Source organism: Mesorhizobium loti CJ3sym, from assembly GCF_000472785.1.
GTDB classification, from domain to species: domain Bacteria; phylum Pseudomonadota; class Alphaproteobacteria; order Rhizobiales; family Rhizobiaceae; genus Mesorhizobium; species Mesorhizobium loti_E.
In genome coordinates, this window is record NZ_AXAL01000011.1 from 34296 (window position 1) to 54537 (window position 20242).

Genomic DNA, 20242 nt, shown 5'->3' on the forward strand with positions numbered 1-20242 from the left:
ACGGCTCGTCCTGGCGGGCCGTCGAATTGTTGCAGCTTTATCGTCGCCCATGGGTTATCCCCTGACCAACACCATTCGACACGGAGTTGCGACCATTGAGCGTAGCCTTTGCCAAGGAGGAAAGTGCGGAGGCGGCATCGGAAACCATCCTGCCGGCTCGGCCTATCTCCGATCGGATCAACCTCGTCACCGAGGTGGGTCTCGAGATGCTGCACGATGAATTGGCGCGCGCCCGGCAGGCGCTCGAGGCCGCCAGCGTGCTGGAGGATGTCAACGAGAGGCGGCGGCAGTCGGCGGTTCCGGTTCGCGATGTCAGCTATTATGCCGAACGCGTCCGCACGGCTCAGCTCATGTCGGTGCCGACGTCTCATGACGTGATCGCCTTCGGGCACACCGTTACCTTCGCGCGTGATGATGGCCGCACCCAGACCTTCCGCATCGTCGGGGAGGATGAGGCCAACCCGGCGCAAGCGTCCATATCGCATGGTTCACCGGTAGCCATCGCGCTGATCGGCAAAAGCGTTGGCGATGTTGTCCGGCTGGGGCCGCGCGAACTCGAGATTCTGTCCATTTCCTAGCGGAGGATCGGTGTCAGTGAGCCGCGCTACCTGACGTCAAAACCCGGAACAGGCCGGGTCTTTCCGCTCAATCGAGCGCCAAGCGTCAAGGCCGCCGGGAAAGTCCTGATCACGGCGCGCATCACCGCCCTGCTGCCGGGCCGGAGCGCTATGCGGGCAATCAAGGCCGAGGCACGCAAACGGGTCGCGAATTGCCGGCGCCATTGCCTTTCGTAGCGGCGTCCGGCCTCGTCGTGGCCCTCGGGGCCTTTACCCGATGCGATCAGTTCCCGCGCAAGCAGCCAGCCGGATTGCAGCGCCATCGAAATCCCTTCGGCGATGACGGGATGCGACTCGCCCGCGATGTTGCCGACGCGGAAGATGCCCTGGTCATAGCCAGATCGAATGCCGGGATGGATCGGTCCGGCGGCGAGCCACGGGCCATCCAGTTCGGCACCGGCCAGCACCGTTGCCACGCCTCGGCACGAGGCCAGGACGTGGCGCGACACTGCATCGGCGGCCGCGATATTTCCCCAGCGCTGGCGCAGTCCGGACAGAACATCCCGGCGGATGCAGCAGGAGATGGAAACCCGGCCACGGTCCGCCGTCACCATCCCACCATAGCCGCCCGGGAATACCAGCAGCGGCATCAGGTCGGGCGCTAGTGCCGCGCCGGTAAAATGCGCCTTGAAACCGAAGAGGTCGGAAGGTTGGCTCGCTCTTTCAAGCTGGCTTGGCAGTTTGCCGGCTTCCCAGGATCCGTGCGCGGCAATGATGACAGGTGCGCTCAAAACCTGTTGTTGTTGGCCCGCCTCCACGGTCACGGACTGCAAATCACCCTGCCGGCGAATGGCGACAGCCTTGCAAGGCTGGAGAATTTCTACACCGGCGCGTTCGGCGGCCTGCAATAGGACGGTGTCCAGACGATCGCGGCCGAGAGCGCGGCCGAGACCCGTCCCGGCGCTCGGCATTGGCGCCTGCGCCGAGACATCGCCCGAAAAGAACCCGACGCGCCGTATTTCGGGGCCGGCTTCCGCGCGCCAAATCTCGCCGACGCCCAACCGGTCCAGCAAGGCAAGACTGGTGCCCGACATGAATTCGCCGCAGACCTTTCGGCGCGGAAAAGCGACCTTCTCAACCATCGCAACCGACCAGCCATGCTGGGCCAGCGCAATGGCGGTGGAACTGCCGGCGGGGCCGGCACCGATGATGATTGCGTCGTGCGTCATCTGGCGCCGGGCATGCTTGCGCCAACGAAACCTTGCGTAAACAGGCCTTTGCGGGCCTCCATCACCGGCGTTCCCCCTGACGCTTGCCATAATTGCGAGAGTTCCGTGCCGCGAAAACCGGAGCGGACACTTTGCGTCGCGTCGTTCAGCGTCACCGCCCCGGCGCCGATCACTCGCAGGCACCGGGTCGCGACAAGTGGCCCCCTGGCCCTGAGCGGCTCGGTCGCGACAAGAAGCGGGGCCATCGTCATGATCCTGGCAAACAGCTCCTTGAGGCGCGTGTCGTCGAAGTGATGGAGGATCAGGTTGGCGCAGACCAGATCGAAGGGCCTGTCTGTCGTCCAGTCGAATATATCGGCGGTCACGGGTTGCGCCCGCCAACCCAATTCAGCGAAAGCGTTGCACACATCCTTGCCGATCAGGCCGATCCTGTCGACCATGACGATCTCCACATCGGGCCAGCGCCGCGCCATCAGCCGCGCCACTCCCAGCATGAACTTTCCGTCACCGGCGCCCAGTTCGAGGATGCGCAGCGGCGGCGTTTGCAAATTGGCTCGCATCAGCGAGGCCATGAACCTGGCCTGGAACATCAAGGCATTGATCCAGACGAGATCACGACGGGATGCGATCGCACCGGGATCATCGGCCGGGAGGCCGTCGAGGAGCTCTGGCTCCAGATGCCGGATGTTCATGTCGGTCATGCGATGGATCGGAATTTTGGGGCTTCAGCCGGCAATCCGGCACATGGAATTCGGTCGTACCTTATGGCCGCGCGCTGTTCATTTGGGAATTCGCCGTGTGAACTCGATCCGGATGGCGAAGCCGAATTTCGGTCCCTTTCATACAGGATCGGAGGCTGGTATCACAGTTTGCTATTAAGAAATATCGGCGCCACGCAATAAAATACTCTATGTCGGCGTTTGCCTTAGGAAACGCTTCCCAATTCCTAGACCTCTTGTGAGACCCGATTGGGCTCATTGTCGGAGCAATTTTGTCCCCACAAGCGTATCTGAACCGCATCGCTACGTGTGTCCCCGAACACGACGTGCATCAGTTCTACCTCCGCTATGGAGCTTTGCTGCTTGAAGACGATGCCCAGCGCCTTCCCCTCTTCGAGCGAATGGTCGCTCTTGCCGGGATCGAACATCGCTATTCCTGCTTTGCGCCTGCCGACGATCCGCGCGGCGGGGCAATCGACCGCGACGGCACCTCGGTCAAGGGTTCGTTCGCCAGCACCGCGATCCGCATGGAGATGTACGAAGCCGCGGCACCTGAACTCGCGCAACAAACGGTCGACAAGCTTCTGGCCGGCGAAGACCGCTCTGCGATCACGCATTTGATCGTGACGAGTTGCACCGGCTTTTCGGCGCCCGGCATCGACCTCGAGCTGGTGGCGCGATGCGGCCTGCCAAATTCGGTCGAGCGCACCATCGTCGGCTTCATGGGATGCTACGCCGCCATCAACGCCTTGAAGCTGGCACGCCATATCGTGCGCTCCGATCCGAAAGCCCGCGTGCTGACCGTCAACATCGAATTGTGCACGCTGCATTTCAGGGAAGCCGCCGAACTCGAGAAGCTGATCTCGTTTTGCCTGTGGGGAGACGGTTGCGCGGCCTCGCTGGTAACGGCCGAACCGCACGGCATCCTGCTCGAAAGCTTCCACGCCATTGTCGCCGCGGAGCGCAAGGAGCTGATGAGCTGGCATATCCGCGACGACGGCTTCGAGATGGTGCTGTCCGGCCAGGTTCCCGGCGCGGTCCGCGAGACGCTGCGCAACGAGCATGCGGCCATCCTCGGCGGCAGGCCCGCAAGCGAGATCGATTTGTGGGCGGTCCATCCCGGCGGCCGCTCCGTGCTCGACGCGGTCGAGCGGGCCCTCAAACTGGAGCCGAGCGCGCTCGCCGTATCGCGTGAAGTGCTGCGGCAATACGGCAACATGTCATCGGCAACCGTGATGTTCGTGATGGCCGAAATGCTGAAGGAGCCGCCGGGCTTGCTCGGCTGCGGCATGGCGTTCGGGCCGGGATTGACCACCGAGACCATGATGTTCCGGACTGCCTGATGAAGGCCCTGCACGAAAACATCTCGCTCGCGGCCCGTCGGCTGGCGCCCTATCTGCCGTATCCGCACTTCATGAGCGTGGCGCCTCTCGACGCCGTGCTGCGGGTCCTGTGGCGCGCGCAAGGCGATATCCCGCCTGCCTACTGGCCGCGCCTGGTGCTCCTGCTGCTACTTTCGCTGATCAACACGGTCGCCTCCCTGCCGGAGCGCTTGATCGTTGCGGCATGGCTGCGGCAGCGACCGCCCCGGATGGGACGCGACAACGCCCCCGTGTTCGTCCTCGGCTACTTCCGATCTGGAACGACGTTTTTGCAGAACCTGCTGGCAGCCGACCCGGACCTGAGATCGCCGAGTTGGCCGCAGGTTCTGGCCCCTCAGGCATTCGTCCCTGGCTGGTTTCTGCTGCGCTATTTTTTCGTGCCCTTGCTGCCGTTGACGCGCCTCGGCGCGGTCGTGCCGGTGGGCGCCACGCTGCCGGGCGAGGACGACTTCGCCTTGAACAATCTGGGCGGGATGTCCGTGCTTGCAGGACGCGCCATACTTCCCCGCCGGCAAGCCTTCTTCAATCGATTTCACGATCTCGACGCGCTTTCGAAGGCGGAGTTGAGCCGCTGGCGCTCGCATCAGCTGGGTTTCGTGCAGAAGCTTGCTCTCGTTGCGGGCGGGCGGCGGCTTCTGCTCAAATCGCCGAGCCATACGGCGCGCGTGCGCTACCTCCAGGAAATGTTTCCGGGCGCCAAGTTTGTCCACATCTCCCGTTCGCCGGAAGTCGTGTTCCGGTCCAACCTGCTTCTGGCGCGCGAATTGCAACGTGCATTCGCCCTGCAGCCGCCATTGCCCGAGGATGAGCAGGAGGAGATCATCACCCGCGAATATCTCGCGACAGAGATGCACTATCTGGCCGATAGAGCCCGGATTCCAGCTGGCGATCTCGCCGAAGTGCGGCTGCAGGATCTCACCGCCGACCCCGTGGGCGAGATGAAGCGGATCTACAGTGAACTGGGCCTGCCATTTTCGCGCGACGGCGAAGGGCGGGTGCTGCAGGTCGCCGCGACGTTCGGCAAACAGGTGCGCAGCAACCATCCCGACCTGAGCGAAAGGCAGAAGGCGCGGGTCGCTCGCCTCGAACCGCTGGCCGCCGCTTTTGGGCATGCGCCTCCACAGGCTCCCAGGACGCTCGATGTTGACAGCCAACAGCGCATTGGATGACATAGGATCATGACAGCACGCCTATGGTCGCACGCACGCTGGGCAGCCTTGGCCCGGCTGTTGCTTGTCCCTGTGCTGCTCGCGATCTGCGCCCCATCGCTTCCGGCGGCGGCCGATGAGCAGAGTGACGCGGTCAAGCTGGTTGAGACCGTGCGACAGGCGGCGATTACGCTTGGGCACGGTGGATCCACCGAGGGGCAGCTCCGCTCGATCTCCGCGGCATTCGACGGCAGGGGGATCGCGCAAGCCGTGCTCGGGACGTATTGGCGCCGGGCGAGCGCGGACGACCGCGCCTCGGTGGTCGATGCGCTGCTCTATGCGATTGCACACAGGCTGGCCGACAGACTAGAGCGGACGCAGGACAAGACTTTCACCGTGCTCGGAACGAAGGCTCTGGCCAATGGCGACATCCTGGTGCGCAGCGAATTCCGCCGGCCGCTCCACGGCCCGACATCCGTGGACTGGCGTGTCCGCCACTGCCGCGGACAACTCTGCATCGGCGATGTCCTTGTCGACGGCGGCTCCGTGACCGTGCAGCAGCGGGACCGCGTTGCCCAGCTGCTCGCCGGCAATGGCGGCTCGATCCCGGCACTTGTCGCCGATCTCAGGAAAGGCCGGGTATGACGCCTCGCTTGTGCTCATGTCCCTCCTCGTCGAATTGAGCAATGTCGGTCGCGACTTTGACGGCGGCCGCATTGTCGCCGTCGACGGTGTGTCGCTGGCGATCGAGGATGATGAGACCGTCGCCATTGTCGGCCGCAGCGGGAGCGGCAAGTCCACGATCCTGAACCTGGTCTGTGGGCTCGACCGGCCGACGCGCGGCGAAGTTCGGTTCGAAGGAAGGGCCGTCAACGGGAGGGCCGCATGGGCAGCCGTGCGGGCCAGCAGGATCGGTATCGTTTTCCAGAACTTCTTCCTGCTGCAGTCCTTGTCGGCGCGCGAGAACATCGAGGTGGCTTTGCTGGGAAACCTTGGCGGAGCACGGCAGCGTCGCGTTCGCGCGCTCGAACTTCTGGCCCATTTCGGTCTTGCCGAACGCGCTACGCTCTTGCCGGCGGAGCTTTCGGGCGGCGAACGCCAGCGGCTTGCCATTGCGCGCGCGCTTGCCAACCGTCCGAAGCTTCTCGTTGCGGACGAGCCGACAGGAAGTCTCGACGTGCAGACGAGCCAGTCCGTGATGGGCATCATTGGCAACGCGCATCGCGAGTTTGGTACGGCGGTGATCGTGGTCACCCATGACGAGGACGTGGCCGCGCTGTGTGGCCGGCGCGTCGAGATCTCCGACGGCCGCATCCGTTCGGACAGCCGGACGGCGGCGATGCCGAAGCCATCCGCTAACCCATGACAGAGCTGACCCTTCCCTTGCGCGGTCTCCTTGCGCGTCCGCTTCGCACCCTGCTCACGGTTCTCGGCATCGCGCTGGCGGTCGCGGGGTTTGTGGCGCTTACCGGCCTGACCGCCGGTGTTCAGCACTCGTTTGCGTCGGGAATCGATGAGAACGGTGCGGATCTGGTGGTGAGCCAGCGTGCCGCATTCAACCTGGTGAGCAGCACCGTGCCCAAGGCCCTGGGCTCCGGGCTTTCCGCCGTGCCAAACGTCGAGGCCGTGTCGGGCGTTCTCCTGAACATCACTACGGCCGACGACAACGCAAACATTGTCATGGCCGGCTGGCCGAGCGACAGCTTCCTGTGGAAAGACATGCACCTTGTGGCGGGGCGGATCCCTGCGCCGGGGGACCAGTGGCCCGTGATCCTCGGCGAGTCGATCGCCACCGCATTGGACAAGCGGGTCGGCGATACCGTCGAGCTACAGTTCCAGCCCTACCAGATTGTCGGCATCGCGTCGTTCTCGTCCGTGCTGAACCAGAACAGTGCGATCGTTCCGCTCGAAGGGCTGCAGCAACTCCTGTCGCGCGAGGACGTGTTTACCTTGTATGAGGTGAGGTTGAAGCGCCCGCTCGAGAAGAACGACATCGCTGTTGCCCGAACCCGGCTCATTGCCGCCGCACCGGGATTCGCGGTGGGCGACACCGAGCAGTTTGCCAACAGCATCCGCATCTTCGATCTGCTGAAGGCGATTGCCCAGACCATTTCACTGGTTGTCATGGCGATGGCCTCCGTCGCCGTTGCCAACACACTCCTGATGGCCGTCAACGAACGGACGTTCGAGATTGGCGTTCTCGCGGCACTTGGCTGGTCACCGCGGCGGATCCTTCGGCTCATTCTCATCGAAGGCGTGATCATGAGCGCAGCCGGCGGGGTTATCGGGATTGTTCTCGGCGTCCTCACGATGCAGATGGCGGCGAAGACAAACTTCGCGGCGGGCTTGATCGTGCCTTATCTGTCAGGCTGGTCGATCGCGCAGGCGCTGATCTTCGTCTTCATTGCTGGGCCGCTTGGCGCGCTCTACCCGGCCTGGCGCGCCACCCGCCTTCTGCCCGCTGACGCGCTCCGCAGGATCTGACGCCGGCTCGCTGGGGCGCCTCACAACAAGAACGTTTGCCGCTCCCGCAACGTCGCCGTGATAGCGGCAATCCCCACCTCGATCTCGCGCTTGGCCGACAGCATTGCATCCCCCGCGACGCCTTCGAGCATCGAGCGCAGCAGCTCCGCCTGGCCGACCAGAACCGCGTCCTTTTCGGCCAGGGCGGCCAGCGTGCCCGCTTCCTGCCGATAGCGTTGGGTCATGCGGTCGTTTTCCGGCACCGGCTGGTGGCGGATCTGGCCTTCCAGCGCGCCGACCTCGCGGCCCAGGCGCTCGAGCGCCTGGGCGTTGGCGACGATTGCCGCGTCGGGGAAGGGGTTGGCCCGCGTCGGCGGCTGGATGTTGTCGCGGCGGTAGCGGGCCTCGGCCTCGTCGATGCCAGCCCGGGCGCGGGCGAGCAGCGAGCAGGCCATCTGGCGCACGCGCTGGTCGTCGGCGCGCAGCTGGTTTTCCTGGCGGTAGAAATTGTAGCCGTAGCCGTAGAACAGGTTGATCCCGACCTTGGCGAGCGGCCCGGCCTCGTAGAAGCGGCTCATCTTGTCGCGCCCACCTCATCGCCCAGCGGATAGAAGCCTGTCGGCTGGCCGCCAATGTTGAAGGGCAGGCCGGCGGCTGCGTTGGGCGCCGAAACCAGGCCCTTGTCGGCCATGCGCAGCGCCAGATAATAGCGAACCGCCTCGATGGGGCTCAGCCCAATCGCCTGCAGCGAGATCAGTTCGCGCATGCGCTCGTCGCGCGGCGTGATCAGCACCTTGAGGTCGTTCAGCATGATGCCGTAGACCTTGAGGAAATCGGTGAGGTGCAGCTTCACCGCCTCGCGCACATCGCTGATGCGCTCGTTGATGTTTTCCATCTTGGTGACCTGAATGATCTGGTTGATCGCCTGCTCGATGGCCGGTCCGGCATAGTCGGCGATTTCCTTGGTGTCGATCACGGCACCCGCGAACGGCATGTGGGTGATGAGATCGAGCGCCTCTTCCTTGCTGTCGATGTGGATGTAGTAGTCGACGACATAGGACATCTCGGCCATCTCGGCCGAGGTGGCGATGCCCTCATTGCGCACCAGAAGCTTGGAACGATTGATATAGATGACCTCGTAGACCCAGGGCGAGGATCCGCCGAAGAAGCCCTGGACGATCGACCCGACCAGCGGCTTGTCCGGCGTCTGCAGCGCGTATTGACCGGTCTCGTAGACGTTGAGCACCGCGCCGCGCGACTTCAGGATGCAGAAATGGTTGCTTTCCACCGTCAGCAGCGAGCCCGAGACGATGCTCTCGTCGACGATCTTCATCGCCACGGTCCTGGTGCCGAGCGCGTCCGTGCCGTCGCGCTGCAGCGACGTGATGACCTGTCTGGTGATTGCCATTTCGAATTCCCCTCCTGATGGTGCGGCACGCCCAGCGCGTGCCATTCCTGTTTGAACTGCTGCCGAGCAGAGCTGGTTGGCTCCGGCTCAGCGATTTGTTTGCCGCGCTTTCGCGGGCGCTGAATGCCGTGGTGAACAGAGGCCCTTGCCGCCGAATTGTTGCTGCAGCCGGGCGGTGCGGTCGGTGCGCTGTCGGTAGCCGGCGTCGCCGTCGAGCAAATATCTTGCCCGCTGCTTTTCGCGCGGCCGCGATCGCTTCGCCTGGATTGCTTGCTCGATAGGCTCTATCGCCACGGCGAGCCTGCGGCCGGCTCCGGTCCTGGACTCGTCGATGGCCCGGTTGACAGCCTGCTTGATCAAATCCCCGCTGTTCTGGCCGAGGAAGTTCGAGACCAGCCCGGCGACATCGGCGGCGATGTCTTCGACCTTGTCGTCGTCGGTGAATGCGGCCAGCGGCGAAGCGGGCCGACCGGCGTCTGATTGGACAATTGTTGCAGGGCGGCGGTTCTTGCCCAGCCGCTGCCAGAGAATGAATGCGAAGATCAGTGCAAAGACAAAAAACGACATTCGACCAGCCCCGTTCAGTGGTCCGCGTTGATTGCAGGATGTGATGGAAGCTCTCGTCCTCGGGCACAAATGGCCACCGCTGCTCGGCGGATCAATGGCGGCCGGAGTATCTGTGGACCCCCCAATTCCCTCCCGGTTAACACGTCAGACACAGTCTTGCCGGACGGGGCTGTCCGGGGCAAAAGCTGCGTTGTTGATAGGGGATGTCCGGGGTGGCGGCCATACACAATGTCGAGAGCTGTTGCGGCGGGCGGATTCTTCCCGGCAGCGGACACGAACCGTCCAAGGCGGGAAGGTGACCTTGCTTAAAACCGCGTTCTTGGGCTCAATGGCTGGATAGTCGCCACGCTGCGGGGAGAGGGCATCGAGATGAGCGAAGACAATCCAAGGCCGCTGGCGGAGATCGCCAGCTATCACGCTCACATCTACTTCGACGGGCAAACGCAGCGGCAGCATGCCGAATGGCTGCGGCTTCGTATCGGCGAGCGTTTCCGCGTGCGCCTGGGCAATTGGCACGACCGGCAAGTCGGCCCGCATGACCAGCCCATGTACCAGGTCTCCTTCGCCAACGAGATTTTCGGCGCGCTCGTGCCGTGGCTGATGCTGAACCATCGTGGCCTGAGCATCCTCATCCATCCGAACACGACCAACCCCAAGCGCGACCATCTGGTCGATCCGGTCTGGATCGGCCGGCCGCTTGATGTGCACGGCGACACGCTTCCGGACGATGATGAGGCGGAAGAGGCGCTGGAGATCAATACCGAGCCGACGCTGCCGGCGTAGCGGCCCTCTAATGCACTACGGCCCTTAACCGCTCGCGCAGTTCCCTTGGCGCCACATCATACCGGCTCTTGAAGGCGCGGGAGAAATGCGCGCTGGAATTGAAGCCGCAGGCGAAGGCGATTTCGGAGATCGAGGCCGAGGCGCGGGTGGGGGAGAGTAGTTCCTCCTTGCTGCGCTCCAGCCGGCGGTCCCAGACGAAGCGTTCGAGTGTCGCGCCTTCGCCTTCGAAGGCGCGGTGCAGATAGCGGCGCGAGCAGCCCATGTGGCGGGCAATGTCTTGCGCCGACAGGCGGCTGCGCGCAAGGTTGGCGTCGATATAGGCGACGATGCGCTCGCGCAGCGCCTCCAGCGGCGAGCGGCGGAATTCGGGCGCCATGGGCTTGGCCTGGATAAGGCCGTTGACCAGCTGGACCAGGCTGTCGCCGACGCGCCGGCTGCCGGCCTCGTCGAGCTTGTGTGCCTCGCCGATCGCCATCTGCATCAGGCCCGAGACGATGTGGGTCAGGCTGTCACCGTTGCCGGGCAGCGGCAGGGGTGCGGAGAGGCGGGCGAGCGTGTCGTCGCCGAAGGTCGAGCGCGGCACCTGCAGGATCAACTGGTCGACGTCACTGAGGTTCTGCAGGGAGTAGCTGCGCACGGGATCATAGATGATCGCCGATTGCGGGCCGAGGTCGACGGCCACCTGCTGCTGCTCGAAACGGCTGCGGCCTGAAAGCTGCATCAGGATTTTGATCGCGTCGGGGTCGAAGCTGCGCCAGAACAGCCGGTCGTTGAGCACCAGATGCGAATTGGCCTTGATCTCGGACAGCCGGCAGGCGCCGAGATTGACCGACACGAGCTGCGGGATCGACGGCACCGTGCCACGCGGGAAGCGTTGGGTGATCGGGCCGAACAAAAGGCGTGATGTCGACAGGAAAGCCTCGCCGTCGGCGATGCTGACATGGTGGGCGGCAGCGTGCATGTGTTTCCTCCTCCAAAGAAACCTCCCGTCTTGTCGCGGGCTTGCGGCTGACAGGAACTTAACATGATAATTATCTCTGCCGCAACGGCAGAGAAGTATGCCATTGTTCGCCGGTGAGGTGGGCTGAAATCTTCGCACCTGCCTCGCGCGCGGCCTCTCCCTGGCGCTCGGCAATGGCGTCGTCGATGCGCGATAGCGGCGAGGCCACGGCCAGCGTGCCGACAGGAAAACCGTCCGAACCGAGGATGGGAGCGGCGACCGAGTGCACGCCTTCCTCATAGCCTTGGGCGCTGCGCGAATAGCCGCGTGCCGCCGCCAGCCGCACCGCCCCCATCACCGCGTCGCGGCTGGTCACGGTGTGGGCGTTGAAGGCGGTGAGCGGCTTGCCGAAATACGCCTCGATGGTTTCCGGGCGCGAGAAGGCGAGGAAGGCGATGCCCGACGCGGTGCCATGCAGCGGCAGGATCTGGCCGACATCGACGCTGACGCGATTGGCCCTTGCCGAGAGCTCGACATGCACGGTGAGCAGCGCGCCGGCGCTGAACTCGGAGAGATGCACGGTCTCGCCGGTCTCCAGCGCCAGCTCGCGCACGATGGGAGCCGCAACGCGCACGAAAGGCAGATGCGCGTCGCGCATGCGGGCCAGCCGCGACAGGCCGGCGCCGAGGCGGTAGCGGCGGCTCAGCGGCTCCTGCTCGATCAGCCGGCGCTCGGCCAGCGCCACCAGCAGGCGGCGGGCAGTGGCTTTGTCGAGGCCCGACTTGCGGGCAATGTCGGAGAGGCCGATTTCCGGCTCCTTCAAGGTGAAAAGCTCGAGCAGCGAAACCGCCTTGCCGACCGTGCTCATTGCAGAAATCTCCGAGATACTTAGCGTGTGAATTAACTTGACAGCGGCCGTCGTGGCTTGCAGTCTGTCTATAACATACAAAACGTCGGTTCATATGATGAACCGATATGGGAACGTAAAAAACAAGGGCAAAAGCGGTTTCGCGGCAGCGCCAGAGGCGGTGCAGCACGCAATGCCGAAATAGCTGGAGCGGCCCACGCGGCACGCAACCGGCGGTGAGGAGAGAGACGAAATGCCTGACGCCGACCTGGTTCTGACCAATGGCCGCATCTACACGCTTGATCGCAAGCGGCCATGGGCGTCGTCGGTGGCCGTCAAAAGCGGGCGCATCGTGGCGGTCGGTGAGGCGGATGCCGTCGCTGATCTGAGCGGACCAGACACACGCGTCGTCGACCTCGGTGGCGCCATGCTGATGCCGGGCATTGTCGACGTGCACGCGCATCTGATGATGGGCGGCCAGGCCGAACTGTTCGAACTGCGCTTTGCGCCGACCTCGAGCTTCGAGACGCTGATCGCGCGTGTTGCCGAGGCGGCGGCCAAGGCGCCGGAGGGATCCTGGATCATCGGCGGCCAGTGGGGCAGCGATCTCCTGCCGAAGCTGAACACGCTTGCAGCGCTGGCCGCACTCGACAAAGCCAGCCAGGGCCGGCCGGTGATGCTGCGCGACGACACCTACCACAACAGGTGGATCAACTCGCAAGCGCTGCGCCTGGCGGGCGTATCCGCCGCGACGCCGGACCCGGAAAAGGGCTCGATCGGCCGTGACCCGGCCTCGGGCGCGCCGACCGGCATGATGATCGAATCCGCCGCCGGCATTGTCGAAAGCACGATAGCCCGGTCGGGCCACTACACCGAAGAGATGGACCGCGCGGCGATGGCGCAATCGATCGCCACGCTCAACTCCTACGGCGTCACCGCTTTCCTCGACGCCGCCGCCATGCAGCCGATCCTGGCGGCGCTGAAAGGCCTCGATGATCGCGGCGAACTCACCGCTTGGTCGGTGTCGGCCATGCCCGCGGTCGAGCCGTCCTTCATGTTCGGCATTGCCGGCGACGAGCTGATCGCGCTGCGCGAGAATTATCGCGGCGTTCATGCGAGGCCCGACTTCGTCAAGGTGTTCCTCGACGGCGTGCCGGGCGCGCGCACCGCCGCCTTCCACGAGCCCTATACGGATGACCCGATCCTCGGCTGCTGCTTTCGCGGCTCGACCATCGTCACCGTGCCCGACCTGATCCGCTGGGTCGGCAAGTGCGAAAAGCTCGGGCTCGGCGTGAAAATCCATTGCGCCGGTGATGCCGCCGTCAGCCAGGCGCTCGACGCCATCGATGTCGTGCGTTCCTTCAACGGCCCGACCAAGCTGATCCATCACATCGCGCATGCCAGCTACATCGCGCCTGATGATATTGCCCGCTTCGCCGCGCTTGGTGTGGCCGCCGACCTGTCGCCCTTCCTGTGGTATCCGACCAGCTTCCTCGAAGGCCACAAGCAGACGATGGGCGAGGCGCGGGCCCAACGCTTCTGGCCGAACAAGGATCTGTTGGAGGCCGGTGCGCTGCTCGCCGGCGGGTCCGACTGGCCAGTCATGCCCAACCCCGATCCGTGGGACGGCATCGAAGGGCTAGTGACGCGGCGCAACCCGAGCGGCGACTTCAAGGGCGCGGCCCTGTGGCCGGAGCAGGCGCTAGATGTCGCCACCGCGCTCGAGATATTCACCATCAACTCGGCCCGCGCCATCGGCCTCGCGGATACGGTCGGTTCGATCGAGATCGGCAAGTCGGCCGACTTCATCAAGCTCGACCGCAACGTGCTGGACATACCGGCCGACGAGATCGCCGGCACCAAGGTGCTGACCACCTGGTTCGAGGGGAGGGTCGTCTATGAGCGGAGCTGACCGCCCCATCCCGGTGACGGTGCTGACCGGCTTCCTCGGTTCGGGCAAGACCACGGTGCTGAACCGCCTCCTGCGCCGGCCGTCGTTGGCTGGGGCTGCCGTCATCATCAACGAGTTCGGCGCCATCGGGCTGGATCATCTGCTGATCGAGGCGAGCGAAGAACAGTTCACGCTGCTCGACAATGGCTGCGTCTGCTGCACGGTCCGCGGCGACCTGGTGGCGACGCTGAAGGCGCTCGACCAGCGCAGCCGTGCCGGCGAGGTGCCTGAGCTGACCCATGTCATCATCGAGACGACGGGGCTCGCCGATCCCGCACCGATCCTGCACACGCTGATGGCCGAGCCGGAACTCGCCGGCCGCTATGTCATCGCCGGCGTGGTCACCACGGTCGATGCGGTCAATGGCTTGATGACGCTCGACCGTCATGCCGAAGCAGCCAAGCAGGTCGCGGTCGCCGACCAGCTGCTGGTGACCAAGACCGATCTGGTTTCAGCGGAAGCGCTGAGCGAGTTGCAGCGCCGGCTGAAGGCCTTGGCGCCGACGGCGCGGCAAAGCCTGGCGCACGATGGCGAGGCCGATTTCGACATACTGGATAGTCAGCATCTTGGCGCCGCTGGTGACCTTGACCGCATTGCTGCCTGGCTGGAGATGGCCGAGCCCGATTGTGGCCCCGACTGCGCGCACGATCATGCGCATCACAATGGCCACGCGCACCACGGCATCCAGTCCTACAGTTTCGTCATCGACGAGCCTGTCGAGTGGGCAGCCTTCGCGCGCTGGCTCGACTACGTGGCGGCGCTGAAGGGCGAGGATCTGCTGCGGCTCAAGGGCCTCGTGCACGTCACCGAGCAGCCGGAGCGGCCGCTGGTGCTGCACGGCGTGCAGCATGTCTTCCACCCGCCGGTGCGGCTCGATGCCTGGCCGTCGGCCGACCGGCGCACGCGGCTGGTATTCATCGTGCGCGACATCCCACGCGAAACCATCGCACGCACGCTGACCAAATTCGCCGCCATCGATGCCGCCAGCATCAGGGCGCCGGATCGCACTGCTGCTTGATCAGAAAATGAATCAGAAAAAACAGGGGAGTGACTGACATGCAATGGAAATCCAGCCTGGTGGCAGTGGCCTTCGCCGGCCTCGGCTTTGCCGCAACAGCTGCTACGGCATCCGCCGCCGGCCCGACCTGCAAGGACGGCACGATCAAGGTCGGCGCGGTGTCGACCATCACCGGTCCGGCCGATTTCAGCGAGGTGCCCAAGGCGACGCAGGCGGCATTCGATGCCGTCAACGCCGCCGGCGGCATCAATGGCTGCAAGATCGATTACACTATCGCCGACGACAAGGCGGATCCCGCAGTCGCAGCCCAGGCCGCGCGCGACTTGATCGACAACAAGGAAGCGGTGGCGCTGGTCGGCTCGGGCAGCCTGCTCGATTGCGCGGTCAATTCCGCCACCTATAGCCGCAAGAAGATCCTGTCCGTGCAAGGCCTCGGCGTCGATGCCGCCTGCTTCTCCTCGCCCAATGTGGCGCCGGTGAATGTCGGGCCCTACACGCTCTCCACCGCGATGGCGTACTACGCCACCAACCAGCTGAAGAGCGAGAAACTGTGCGCCTTCTTCATCATCATCGGCGGCACCCAGGAAGCCTACAAGAAGGCGATCGAGAACTGGGAAAAGATCTCGGGCAAGACAATCCATCTCATCGACCTGACGCTACCGTTCCAGGGCGACCTCACGCCCTATGTCATCAAGGCGCGCGATGCCGGCTGCGACGCGGTGCTGACCAACCAGGTCGAGCCGCAAGTGGTGCAGCTGATCAAGACCGTCGATGCGCAGAAGATCACGGGCATCAACTGGCTGTTCCTGGCGCCCGGCTACACCGAGCAAGTCGCCTCGGCATTGGCCGACACCAAGCAGCCGATCTATGTCGGCACCGAATGGGAGCCCTTCACCGAGAAGAGCTCGCCCGCCAACGCGCAATGGGCGGCCGACATGCAGAAGGCCGGCCGGCCGCTGACCGCCTTCTCGCAAGGCGGCTATCTCGCCGCCCAGATGTTCGTGAAAGTCGTGTCGTCGATCGATGGCGAGGTGACGCGCGAGAGCGTGACCAAGGCGCTGCACGAGATGCAGCCGATCACCAATCCGCTTTCCGGCAGCCCCTACGTCTTCGGCACCGCCAAGGTCCATTCGCCAATGCAGGCGACCAAGGTCATGAAGCTGGAAAAGGGCGCCTGGACGGTCGAGACGCCGGACTGGGTCGTGCTGCCGCAGGCCAAGTAAGTCCTCCCGGGGCGTTGGCGCCGCTCCTCATTTGCCTGCCGGCATTCAGCTCTTTCTCCCCGTTCACGGGGAGAAATGTCCGGCAGGACAATGAGGGGCGGCGCCGACCTCGGGCAAGAGTTCGGGCCAAGGCCCGCGCACGTCTCCGAATTGGGAATCCGATGAACGCATTGCTTACATCCGCCGTGGCGGGACTGACAGCCGGAGGCACCTATGCCTTGCTCGGCGTATGTGCCGTCTTCACCTACCGGCTGGTCGCCGTGGTCAATTTCACCGGCGCGGCGATCGGCACGGCGGGGACCTTCGTGCTGATCGCGCTTTATGAAGCCGGTTTCCCGCTCTGGCCCTCGGTGCTGGCCGGCATCGCGGCCGGCACGGTGGTGGGCGTCGCCATCGGCTTTATCATGACGCGGTGGTTCGGCGAGGCCAGCGCCTCGACCAAGGCTGCGGTCACCGTGGCGCTGCTGGTCGGCATCATTGCCATCGGGCTGCGGCTCACCGGCGGCCAGCATCCGCACAACATGCCGGAGCTGTTTCCCGGTTCCGCCTTCCGCATGGCCGGTGTCGAGGTGACGATCGCCTCGGTGCTGACCATTGGGCTGGCGGCTCTGTTCACCATCCTCGCCGATCTGTTCCTCAACAACACCAAGGTCGGGCTCAATCTGCGCGCGCTGGCCGACCGGCCGATGGCCGCCGAACTGCTCGGCATCCGGGTGCAGATGCTCTCGCTGCTGGTCTGGGGCATGACCGGCGCCTTCACCACCTTCGCGTTGATGATCATCGCGCCGCAGCGCTCGCCGAATTTCATGACGCTCAGCCTGCTGGTCGTGCCGGCCCTTGCGGCAGCCCTTGTCGGCCTGTTCCGCAGCTTCTGGCGCACGCTGGCCGGCGGCATCGGGCTTGGCCTGGTCGAAGGCATGGCAAGCTCGGTCGACAGCGTCAGCCAGTATCGCAGCGCCATCCCGTTCCTGGTCGTGCTTGCCGTTCTCTTGTGGTCGCAGCGGGAGGCCCGTTGGGATGAAGCGCGCTAGTCTGAAAGCCTCGCTGGTCGTCGTCATCGCGGCGATCGTCCTTGGCGGGGTCATTGCCGGCCTGCTGCCGTCCTATTGGGTGTTTTTGTCCACTTCGGTGCTGATCACCGGCGTCGCGTTGCAGAGCCTCGGCCTCGTCGCCGGGCGCACCGGCATGATCGCGCTTTGCCAGATGTCGTTTGCCGGCGTCGGCGCCTGGACGGTCGGCTATCTCAACCTCGCCGAGGCGCCGGGTGGCCTGGCCGTGTGGATCCTCATCGGCGGGCTGGCGGCGGTGCCGCTCGGCGTCGCCATCGGCCTGCCGGCGCTAAGACTGCGCGGCATCAACCTTGCCATCGTCACGCTGTCCTTCGCCACCGCCTTCGACACCATCCTGGCGACCATGACCTATCCCGGCCAGACCGATTTCCTGCAGGTGCCGCGGCCGGAACTGTTCGACAGCGACGAGGGCTATTTTGTCTTTGTGCTGCTGTTCTATGTCGTGATCGCGGTCGCGCTCGAAGTGCTCAGCCGTTCGCGGCTCGGCGCGTCCTGGCTGGCGGTGCGCCATTCCGAACGCGCGGCGGCAGCGCATGGCGTCAGCATCGCTACCGCCAAGCTGTCGGCCTTCGCCATCTCGGCGTTCGTCGCGGGCATTTCGGGCGGCCTGCTTGCCGGCTATCTCGGCACGCTGGTGTCGGAGAATTTCAGCATGATGCAGTCGTTGTCGCTCTACGCGGTGGCGGTCATGACCGGCGCGCATTTCGCCGAGGGCGCGATCATCGGCGGGTTGCTGGTGGTGATGTTCCCGGAAATCCTGCGCCGGCTCGACCTACCGCAGGATATCGGCAATGTGCTGTTCGCCATCGGCGCCACCCAGGCGCTGTCGACGGGCGAGACGATGAGCGAGACCTTTCGCCGGCAAGTGCGCAAGCTGATGCCGGCCCGTGTGAAGGCGGCTGCATCGGCACTGGCAAGCGATCTACCGGCTCCCGTCAGCCGCGCCGCTGGCCCCGCGCTCAGCATCGAAAACCTCACCGTGCGCTATGGCAGCGTGGTGGCGCTCGATGGCGTCAGCCTCACGGTTGCGGCCGGCACTGTCGCCGGGCTGATCGGCCCCAATGGCGCCGGCAAATCGACCTTCATCGACGCCGTCGCCGGCTTCCTGTCGAGTTACGAGGGCAGCATCAGCTTGGGCGGCAAGCCGCTCGAAGGCATGCCGGCGCATCAGCGCGCCCGCGCCGGTTTGCGCCGCACCTGGCAGACCAACCGCATCGCGCCGGAGCTGACCGTCGGCGGCTATCTGGCGCTTGCCGCCAAGGGCCTGTCGGCGAGCGAAACCAAGGCGATCCTCGGCTGGCTCGATTGTCCCGATCCAGACACGCTGGTGGTCTCGGTCGATGCCGGTACAAGGCGACTGCTCGATGTTGCCGGCGTGGTGGCGGCGCGGCCGGCGGTGGTGCTGCTCGATGAGCCTGCCGCCGGCCAGTCACATGAGGAGAGCGTGCGGTTGGGGCAGCGCATCGCGGAAATCCCAAAACTGTTCGGCTCGGCGGTGCTGCTGGTGGAGCACGACATGGACCTGGTGCGGGCGGTCTGCTCGGAGGTCACCGTGCTCGATTTCGGTCGTGTCATTGCCTCCGGGCCGCCGGCCAAGGTGCTCGACCAGGGATCGGTGAAGAAGGCCTATCTCGGCATCGAGGAAGAGAGCGTGGCGGCATGAGCAAGCTCGTCGTTTCGAACCTGTCGATCAACCGCGCCGAATTGCCTGTGGTGTCGTCGCTCGACATAGCGGTCGAGAGCGGCGCCATCAGCGTTGTGCTTGGTTCCAATGGTGCGGGCAAGACGACGCTGCTCGAAGGCCTGTCGGGCATCATTCCGGTCGCCAGCGGCTCGATCGCCATCGATGGCCGCGAGATCCAGAAGGCGCGACCGGGCGTGCGCTCGCGCGAAGGCCTTGCCCATGTCGAGCAAGGCCGCACCGTTTTCCGCCAGCTCACCACCGAGGAGAACCTTCGGGTGAGCCTGCATTCGGGCTCCGATTTGGCCGAGGCGTATGCACTGTTTCCCGAACTGGTGCAGCGCCGCACGGTGAAGGCCAGCCTGCTGTCAGGTGGCGAGCAGCAGATGCTGGTCATTGCGCGCGCTCTGCTGACGCGGCCCAAGGTGCTTTTGATTGACGAAATGTCGGCGGGCCTGGCGCCGGTCATCGTGACACGTCTGATGAGCGCGGTGCGCAAGCTCGCCGACAATGGCCTGGCGGTGCTGCTGGTCGAGCAGTTCGCCGCACTCGCGCTCTCGATCGGCAACCGCGCCTATGTCATGCGGCGCGGCCGCGTCGTCCATGATGGCGACTGCATGAAGCTGTTGAAATCGCCCGACGAGCTGCACCGGCTTTATCTCGGGGGATAGGCACTGGATGGCGACGCTCGGCCTCGGCATCCAGCCGCCATCGGCCGACTAGGGTCTGGCGATCGCCGACGGCTAGGGCTTCCTCACCGGCGGCAAATGGTGGGTGGTGGTGTTCAATTCCGCCGCGATCATCTCGCTGGTCATGGCCACCAACCTCATCGCGCAAGGCATCGGCGCGTTTGAGAACAGCGACACAAGGGGCCAGGCCGAGATCTAGCCGAGCAGCCCCTGGATCGTCGCCGCCACCGCTTCCGGGGCATACGGCTTGGGCAGGAAGACGCCGCCGCTTGGCATCGCGTCCGCCGCCGGTTGGCGCTTGCCCGAGGTGATTATGATCTTGACCGGTGGCCACCGGTCGCGCACGGCGGCCGACAGGCGCAATCCATCCATCGAACCCGGCATGTCGATGTCGGTGAACAGGATGCTGATGTCCTGACGGGTCTCCAGAATACGGATCGCCTGGTCGGCATTGCTGGCCTCCAACACGTCGTATCCCGCCTCGCGCAGTTCGTCGGCGATGGCGAACAGCAGAAAGGCTTCGTCTTCGACGACAAGGACGGTGGCGAGACTCTGATTGTTCATGGC

At 64.9% G+C, this 20242-nt stretch carries 21 protein-coding genes; 13 read left to right on the forward strand and 8 right to left on the reverse strand.

Annotation, left to right across the window (positions count from 1 at the left end):
* Positions 1-95: 95 nt before the first annotated feature.
* On the forward strand, positions 96-578 hold the full coding sequence (greA, locus tag A3A9_RS0116270) for a transcription elongation factor GreA (protein ID WP_027059730.1): 483 nt from the start codon (positions 96-98) through the stop codon (positions 576-578).
* Positions 579-604: 26 nt separating this feature from the next.
* On the opposite strand, the gene A3A9_RS0116275 is transcribed toward greA, so the two are convergent.
* Positions 605-1786: an NAD(P)/FAD-dependent oxidoreductase gene (locus A3A9_RS0116275; RefSeq protein WP_027059731.1), complete on the reverse strand. Its 1182-nt coding sequence runs from the start codon at positions 1784-1786 to the stop codon at positions 605-607.
* A complete protein-coding gene (locus A3A9_RS0116280) occupies positions 1783-2487 on the reverse strand; it encodes a class I SAM-dependent methyltransferase (protein ID WP_027059732.1) in 705 nt (234 codons plus the stop codon). The genes A3A9_RS0116275 and A3A9_RS0116280 overlap by 4 nt, the downstream gene beginning before the upstream one ends.
* Before the next feature lie 290 nt (positions 2488-2777).
* Here A3A9_RS0116280 and A3A9_RS0116285 point away from each other — a divergent pair, with 290 nt between their 5' ends.
* From A3A9_RS0116285 to A3A9_RS0116305, 5 genes are read left to right on the forward strand one after another with little or no spacing between them, the layout of a single operon-like run.
* Positions 2778-3848 (forward strand): type III polyketide synthase, encoded by a 1071-nt coding sequence (locus A3A9_RS0116285; protein ID WP_027059733.1) that lies wholly within the window; start codon positions 2778-2780, stop codon positions 3846-3848.
* Positions 3848-5056 carry a sulfotransferase family protein gene (locus A3A9_RS0116290; RefSeq protein WP_027059734.1) on the forward strand — a complete coding sequence of 403 codons (1209 nt, stop codon included), beginning with the start codon at positions 3848-3850 and terminating at the stop codon, positions 5054-5056. The genes A3A9_RS0116285 and A3A9_RS0116290 overlap by 1 nt, the downstream gene beginning before the upstream one ends.
* A gap of 9 nt (positions 5057-5065) precedes the next feature.
* Positions 5066-5680: an ABC transporter substrate-binding protein gene (locus A3A9_RS0116295; protein WP_033838608.1), complete on the forward strand. Its 615-nt coding sequence runs from the start codon at positions 5066-5068 to the stop codon at positions 5678-5680.
* Between the two features lie 16 nt (positions 5681-5696).
* Positions 5697-6401 carry an ABC transporter ATP-binding protein gene (locus A3A9_RS38945; RefSeq protein ID WP_033838609.1) on the forward strand — a complete coding sequence of 235 codons (705 nt, stop codon included), beginning with the start codon at positions 5697-5699 and terminating at the stop codon, positions 6399-6401.
* Positions 6398-7519, forward strand: coding sequence for an ABC transporter permease (locus A3A9_RS0116305; RefSeq protein WP_027059736.1), 1122 nt, complete (start codon positions 6398-6400; stop codon positions 7517-7519). Before A3A9_RS38945 ends, A3A9_RS0116305 begins: the two co-directional genes overlap by 4 nt.
* A 20-nt stretch (positions 7520-7539) precedes the next feature.
* Here the strand turns inward: A3A9_RS0116305 and A3A9_RS0116310 are convergent, their stop codons facing one another.
* The 3 genes from A3A9_RS0116310 to A3A9_RS0116320 all read right to left on the reverse strand — a co-directional run bounded on the left by A3A9_RS0116310 (position 7540) and on the right by A3A9_RS0116320 (position 9473).
* The gene (locus tag A3A9_RS0116310; protein ID WP_027059737.1) at positions 7540-8076 is read right to left on the reverse strand and encodes a hypothetical protein; all 537 of its coding nucleotides are present in this window, start codon (positions 8074-8076) and stop codon (positions 7540-7542) included.
* Positions 8073-8906 carry an SPFH domain-containing protein gene (locus tag A3A9_RS0116315; protein WP_027059738.1) on the reverse strand — a complete coding sequence of 278 codons (834 nt, stop codon included), beginning with the start codon at positions 8904-8906 and terminating at the stop codon, positions 8073-8075. The genes A3A9_RS0116310 and A3A9_RS0116315 overlap by 4 nt, the downstream gene beginning before the upstream one ends.
* 87 nt (positions 8907-8993) lie before the next feature.
* Positions 8994-9473 (reverse strand): hypothetical protein, encoded by a 480-nt coding sequence (locus tag A3A9_RS0116320; protein WP_027059739.1) that lies wholly within the window; start codon positions 9471-9473, stop codon positions 8994-8996.
* A 369-nt stretch (positions 9474-9842) separates the two neighbouring features.
* Between A3A9_RS0116320 and A3A9_RS0116325 the strand changes: the two genes are divergently transcribed.
* Positions 9843-10256 (forward strand): DOPA 4,5-dioxygenase family protein, encoded by a 414-nt coding sequence (locus A3A9_RS0116325; protein WP_027059740.1) that lies wholly within the window; start codon positions 9843-9845, stop codon positions 10254-10256.
* A gap of 7 nt (positions 10257-10263) precedes the next feature.
* On the opposite strand, the gene A3A9_RS0116330 is transcribed toward A3A9_RS0116325, so the two are convergent.
* Positions 10264-11217 carry a helix-turn-helix domain-containing protein gene (locus tag A3A9_RS0116330; protein ID WP_027059741.1) on the reverse strand — a complete coding sequence of 318 codons (954 nt, stop codon included), beginning with the start codon at positions 11215-11217 and terminating at the stop codon, positions 10264-10266.
* A 70-nt stretch (positions 11218-11287) separates the two neighbouring features.
* Positions 11288-12064: an IclR family transcriptional regulator gene (locus tag A3A9_RS0116335; protein ID WP_027059742.1), complete on the reverse strand. Its 777-nt coding sequence runs from the start codon at positions 12062-12064 to the stop codon at positions 11288-11290.
* A gap of 232 nt (positions 12065-12296) precedes the next feature.
* Between A3A9_RS0116335 and A3A9_RS0116340 the strand changes: the two genes are divergently transcribed.
* The 6 genes from A3A9_RS0116340 (at position 12297) to A3A9_RS0116365 (ending at position 19657) form a co-directional block, all read left to right on the forward strand.
* Positions 12297-13955 (forward strand): amidohydrolase, encoded by a 1659-nt coding sequence (locus A3A9_RS0116340; protein ID WP_027059743.1) that lies wholly within the window; start codon positions 12297-12299, stop codon positions 13953-13955.
* Positions 13942-15012, forward strand: a complete 1071-nt coding sequence (locus tag A3A9_RS0116345; RefSeq protein WP_027059744.1) for a CobW family GTP-binding protein — start codon at positions 13942-13944, stop codon at positions 15010-15012. The genes A3A9_RS0116340 and A3A9_RS0116345 overlap by 14 nt, the downstream gene beginning before the upstream one ends.
* Positions 15013-15050: 38 nt before the next feature.
* Entirely contained in the window at positions 15051-16235 is a 1185-nt protein-coding gene (locus A3A9_RS0116350) for an ABC transporter substrate-binding protein (RefSeq protein ID WP_027059745.1), read from the forward strand.
* Positions 16236-16396: 161 nt separating this feature from the next.
* Entirely contained in the window at positions 16397-17266 is an 870-nt protein-coding gene (locus tag A3A9_RS0116355; RefSeq protein WP_027059746.1) for a branched-chain amino acid ABC transporter permease, read from the forward strand.
* On the forward strand, positions 17253-18968 hold the full coding sequence (locus A3A9_RS0116360) for an ABC transporter permease subunit (protein ID WP_027059747.1): 1716 nt from the start codon (positions 17253-17255) through the stop codon (positions 18966-18968). Before A3A9_RS0116355 ends, A3A9_RS0116360 begins: the two co-directional genes overlap by 14 nt.
* The gene (locus A3A9_RS0116365; protein WP_027059748.1) at positions 18965-19657 is read left to right on the forward strand and encodes an ABC transporter ATP-binding protein; all 693 of its coding nucleotides are present in this window, start codon (positions 18965-18967) and stop codon (positions 19655-19657) included. Before A3A9_RS0116360 ends, A3A9_RS0116365 begins: the two co-directional genes overlap by 4 nt.
* A gap of 213 nt (positions 19658-19870) precedes the next feature.
* Here the strand turns inward: A3A9_RS0116365 and A3A9_RS0116375 are convergent, their stop codons facing one another.
* On the reverse strand, positions 19871-20239 hold the full coding sequence (locus A3A9_RS0116375) for a response regulator (protein WP_027059749.1): 369 nt from the start codon (positions 20237-20239) through the stop codon (positions 19871-19873).
* Positions 20240-20242 lie beyond the last annotated feature (3 nt).

What these genes read in the sequence shown, in the direction of transcription:
- A3A9_RS0116275 (WP_027059731.1), bottom strand. Translation starts at nt 1,786, where the DNA reads ATGACGCACGACGCAATCATCATCGGTGCCGGCCCCGCCGGCAGTTCC.
- A3A9_RS0116280 (WP_027059732.1), bottom strand. Translation starts at nt 2,487, where the DNA reads ATGACCGACATGAACATCCGGCATCTGGAGCCAGAGCTCCTCGACGGC.
- A3A9_RS0116290 (WP_027059734.1), top strand. Translation starts at nt 3,848, where the DNA reads ATGAAGGCCCTGCACGAAAACATCTCGCTCGCGGCCCGTCGGCTGGCG.
- A3A9_RS0116295 (WP_033838608.1), top strand. Translation starts at nt 5,066, where the DNA reads ATGACAGCACGCCTATGGTCGCACGCACGCTGGGCAGCCTTGGCCCGG.
- A3A9_RS38945 (WP_033838609.1), top strand. Translation starts at nt 5,697, where the DNA reads ATGTCCCTCCTCGTCGAATTGAGCAATGTCGGTCGCGACTTTGACGGC.
- A3A9_RS0116305 (WP_027059736.1), top strand. Translation starts at nt 6,398, where the DNA reads ATGACAGAGCTGACCCTTCCCTTGCGCGGTCTCCTTGCGCGTCCGCTT.
- A3A9_RS0116310 (WP_027059737.1), bottom strand. Translation starts at nt 8,076, where the DNA reads ATGAGCCGCTTCTACGAGGCCGGGCCGCTCGCCAAGGTCGGGATCAAC.
- A3A9_RS0116315 (WP_027059738.1), bottom strand. Translation starts at nt 8,906, where the DNA reads ATGGCAATCACCAGACAGGTCATCACGTCGCTGCAGCGCGACGGCACG.
- A3A9_RS0116320 (WP_027059739.1), bottom strand. Translation starts at nt 9,473, where the DNA reads ATGTCGTTTTTTGTCTTTGCACTGATCTTCGCATTCATTCTCTGGCAG.
- A3A9_RS0116325 (WP_027059740.1), top strand. Translation starts at nt 9,843, where the DNA reads ATGAGCGAAGACAATCCAAGGCCGCTGGCGGAGATCGCCAGCTATCAC.
- A3A9_RS0116330 (WP_027059741.1), bottom strand. Translation starts at nt 11,217, where the DNA reads ATGCACGCTGCCGCCCACCATGTCAGCATCGCCGACGGCGAGGCTTTC.
- A3A9_RS0116335 (WP_027059742.1), bottom strand. Translation starts at nt 12,064, where the DNA reads ATGAGCACGGTCGGCAAGGCGGTTTCGCTGCTCGAGCTTTTCACCTTG.
- A3A9_RS0116340 (WP_027059743.1), top strand. Translation starts at nt 12,297, where the DNA reads ATGCCTGACGCCGACCTGGTTCTGACCAATGGCCGCATCTACACGCTT.
- A3A9_RS0116345 (WP_027059744.1), top strand. Translation starts at nt 13,942, where the DNA reads ATGAGCGGAGCTGACCGCCCCATCCCGGTGACGGTGCTGACCGGCTTC.
- A3A9_RS0116350 (WP_027059745.1), top strand. Translation starts at nt 15,051, where the DNA reads ATGCAATGGAAATCCAGCCTGGTGGCAGTGGCCTTCGCCGGCCTCGGC.
- A3A9_RS0116355 (WP_027059746.1), top strand. Translation starts at nt 16,397, where the DNA reads ATGAACGCATTGCTTACATCCGCCGTGGCGGGACTGACAGCCGGAGGC.
- A3A9_RS0116360 (WP_027059747.1), top strand. Translation starts at nt 17,253, where the DNA reads ATGAAGCGCGCTAGTCTGAAAGCCTCGCTGGTCGTCGTCATCGCGGCG.
- A3A9_RS0116365 (WP_027059748.1), top strand. Translation starts at nt 18,965, where the DNA reads ATGAGCAAGCTCGTCGTTTCGAACCTGTCGATCAACCGCGCCGAATTG.
- A3A9_RS0116375 (WP_027059749.1), bottom strand. Translation starts at nt 20,239, where the DNA reads ATGAACAATCAGAGTCTCGCCACCGTCCTTGTCGTCGAAGACGAAGCC.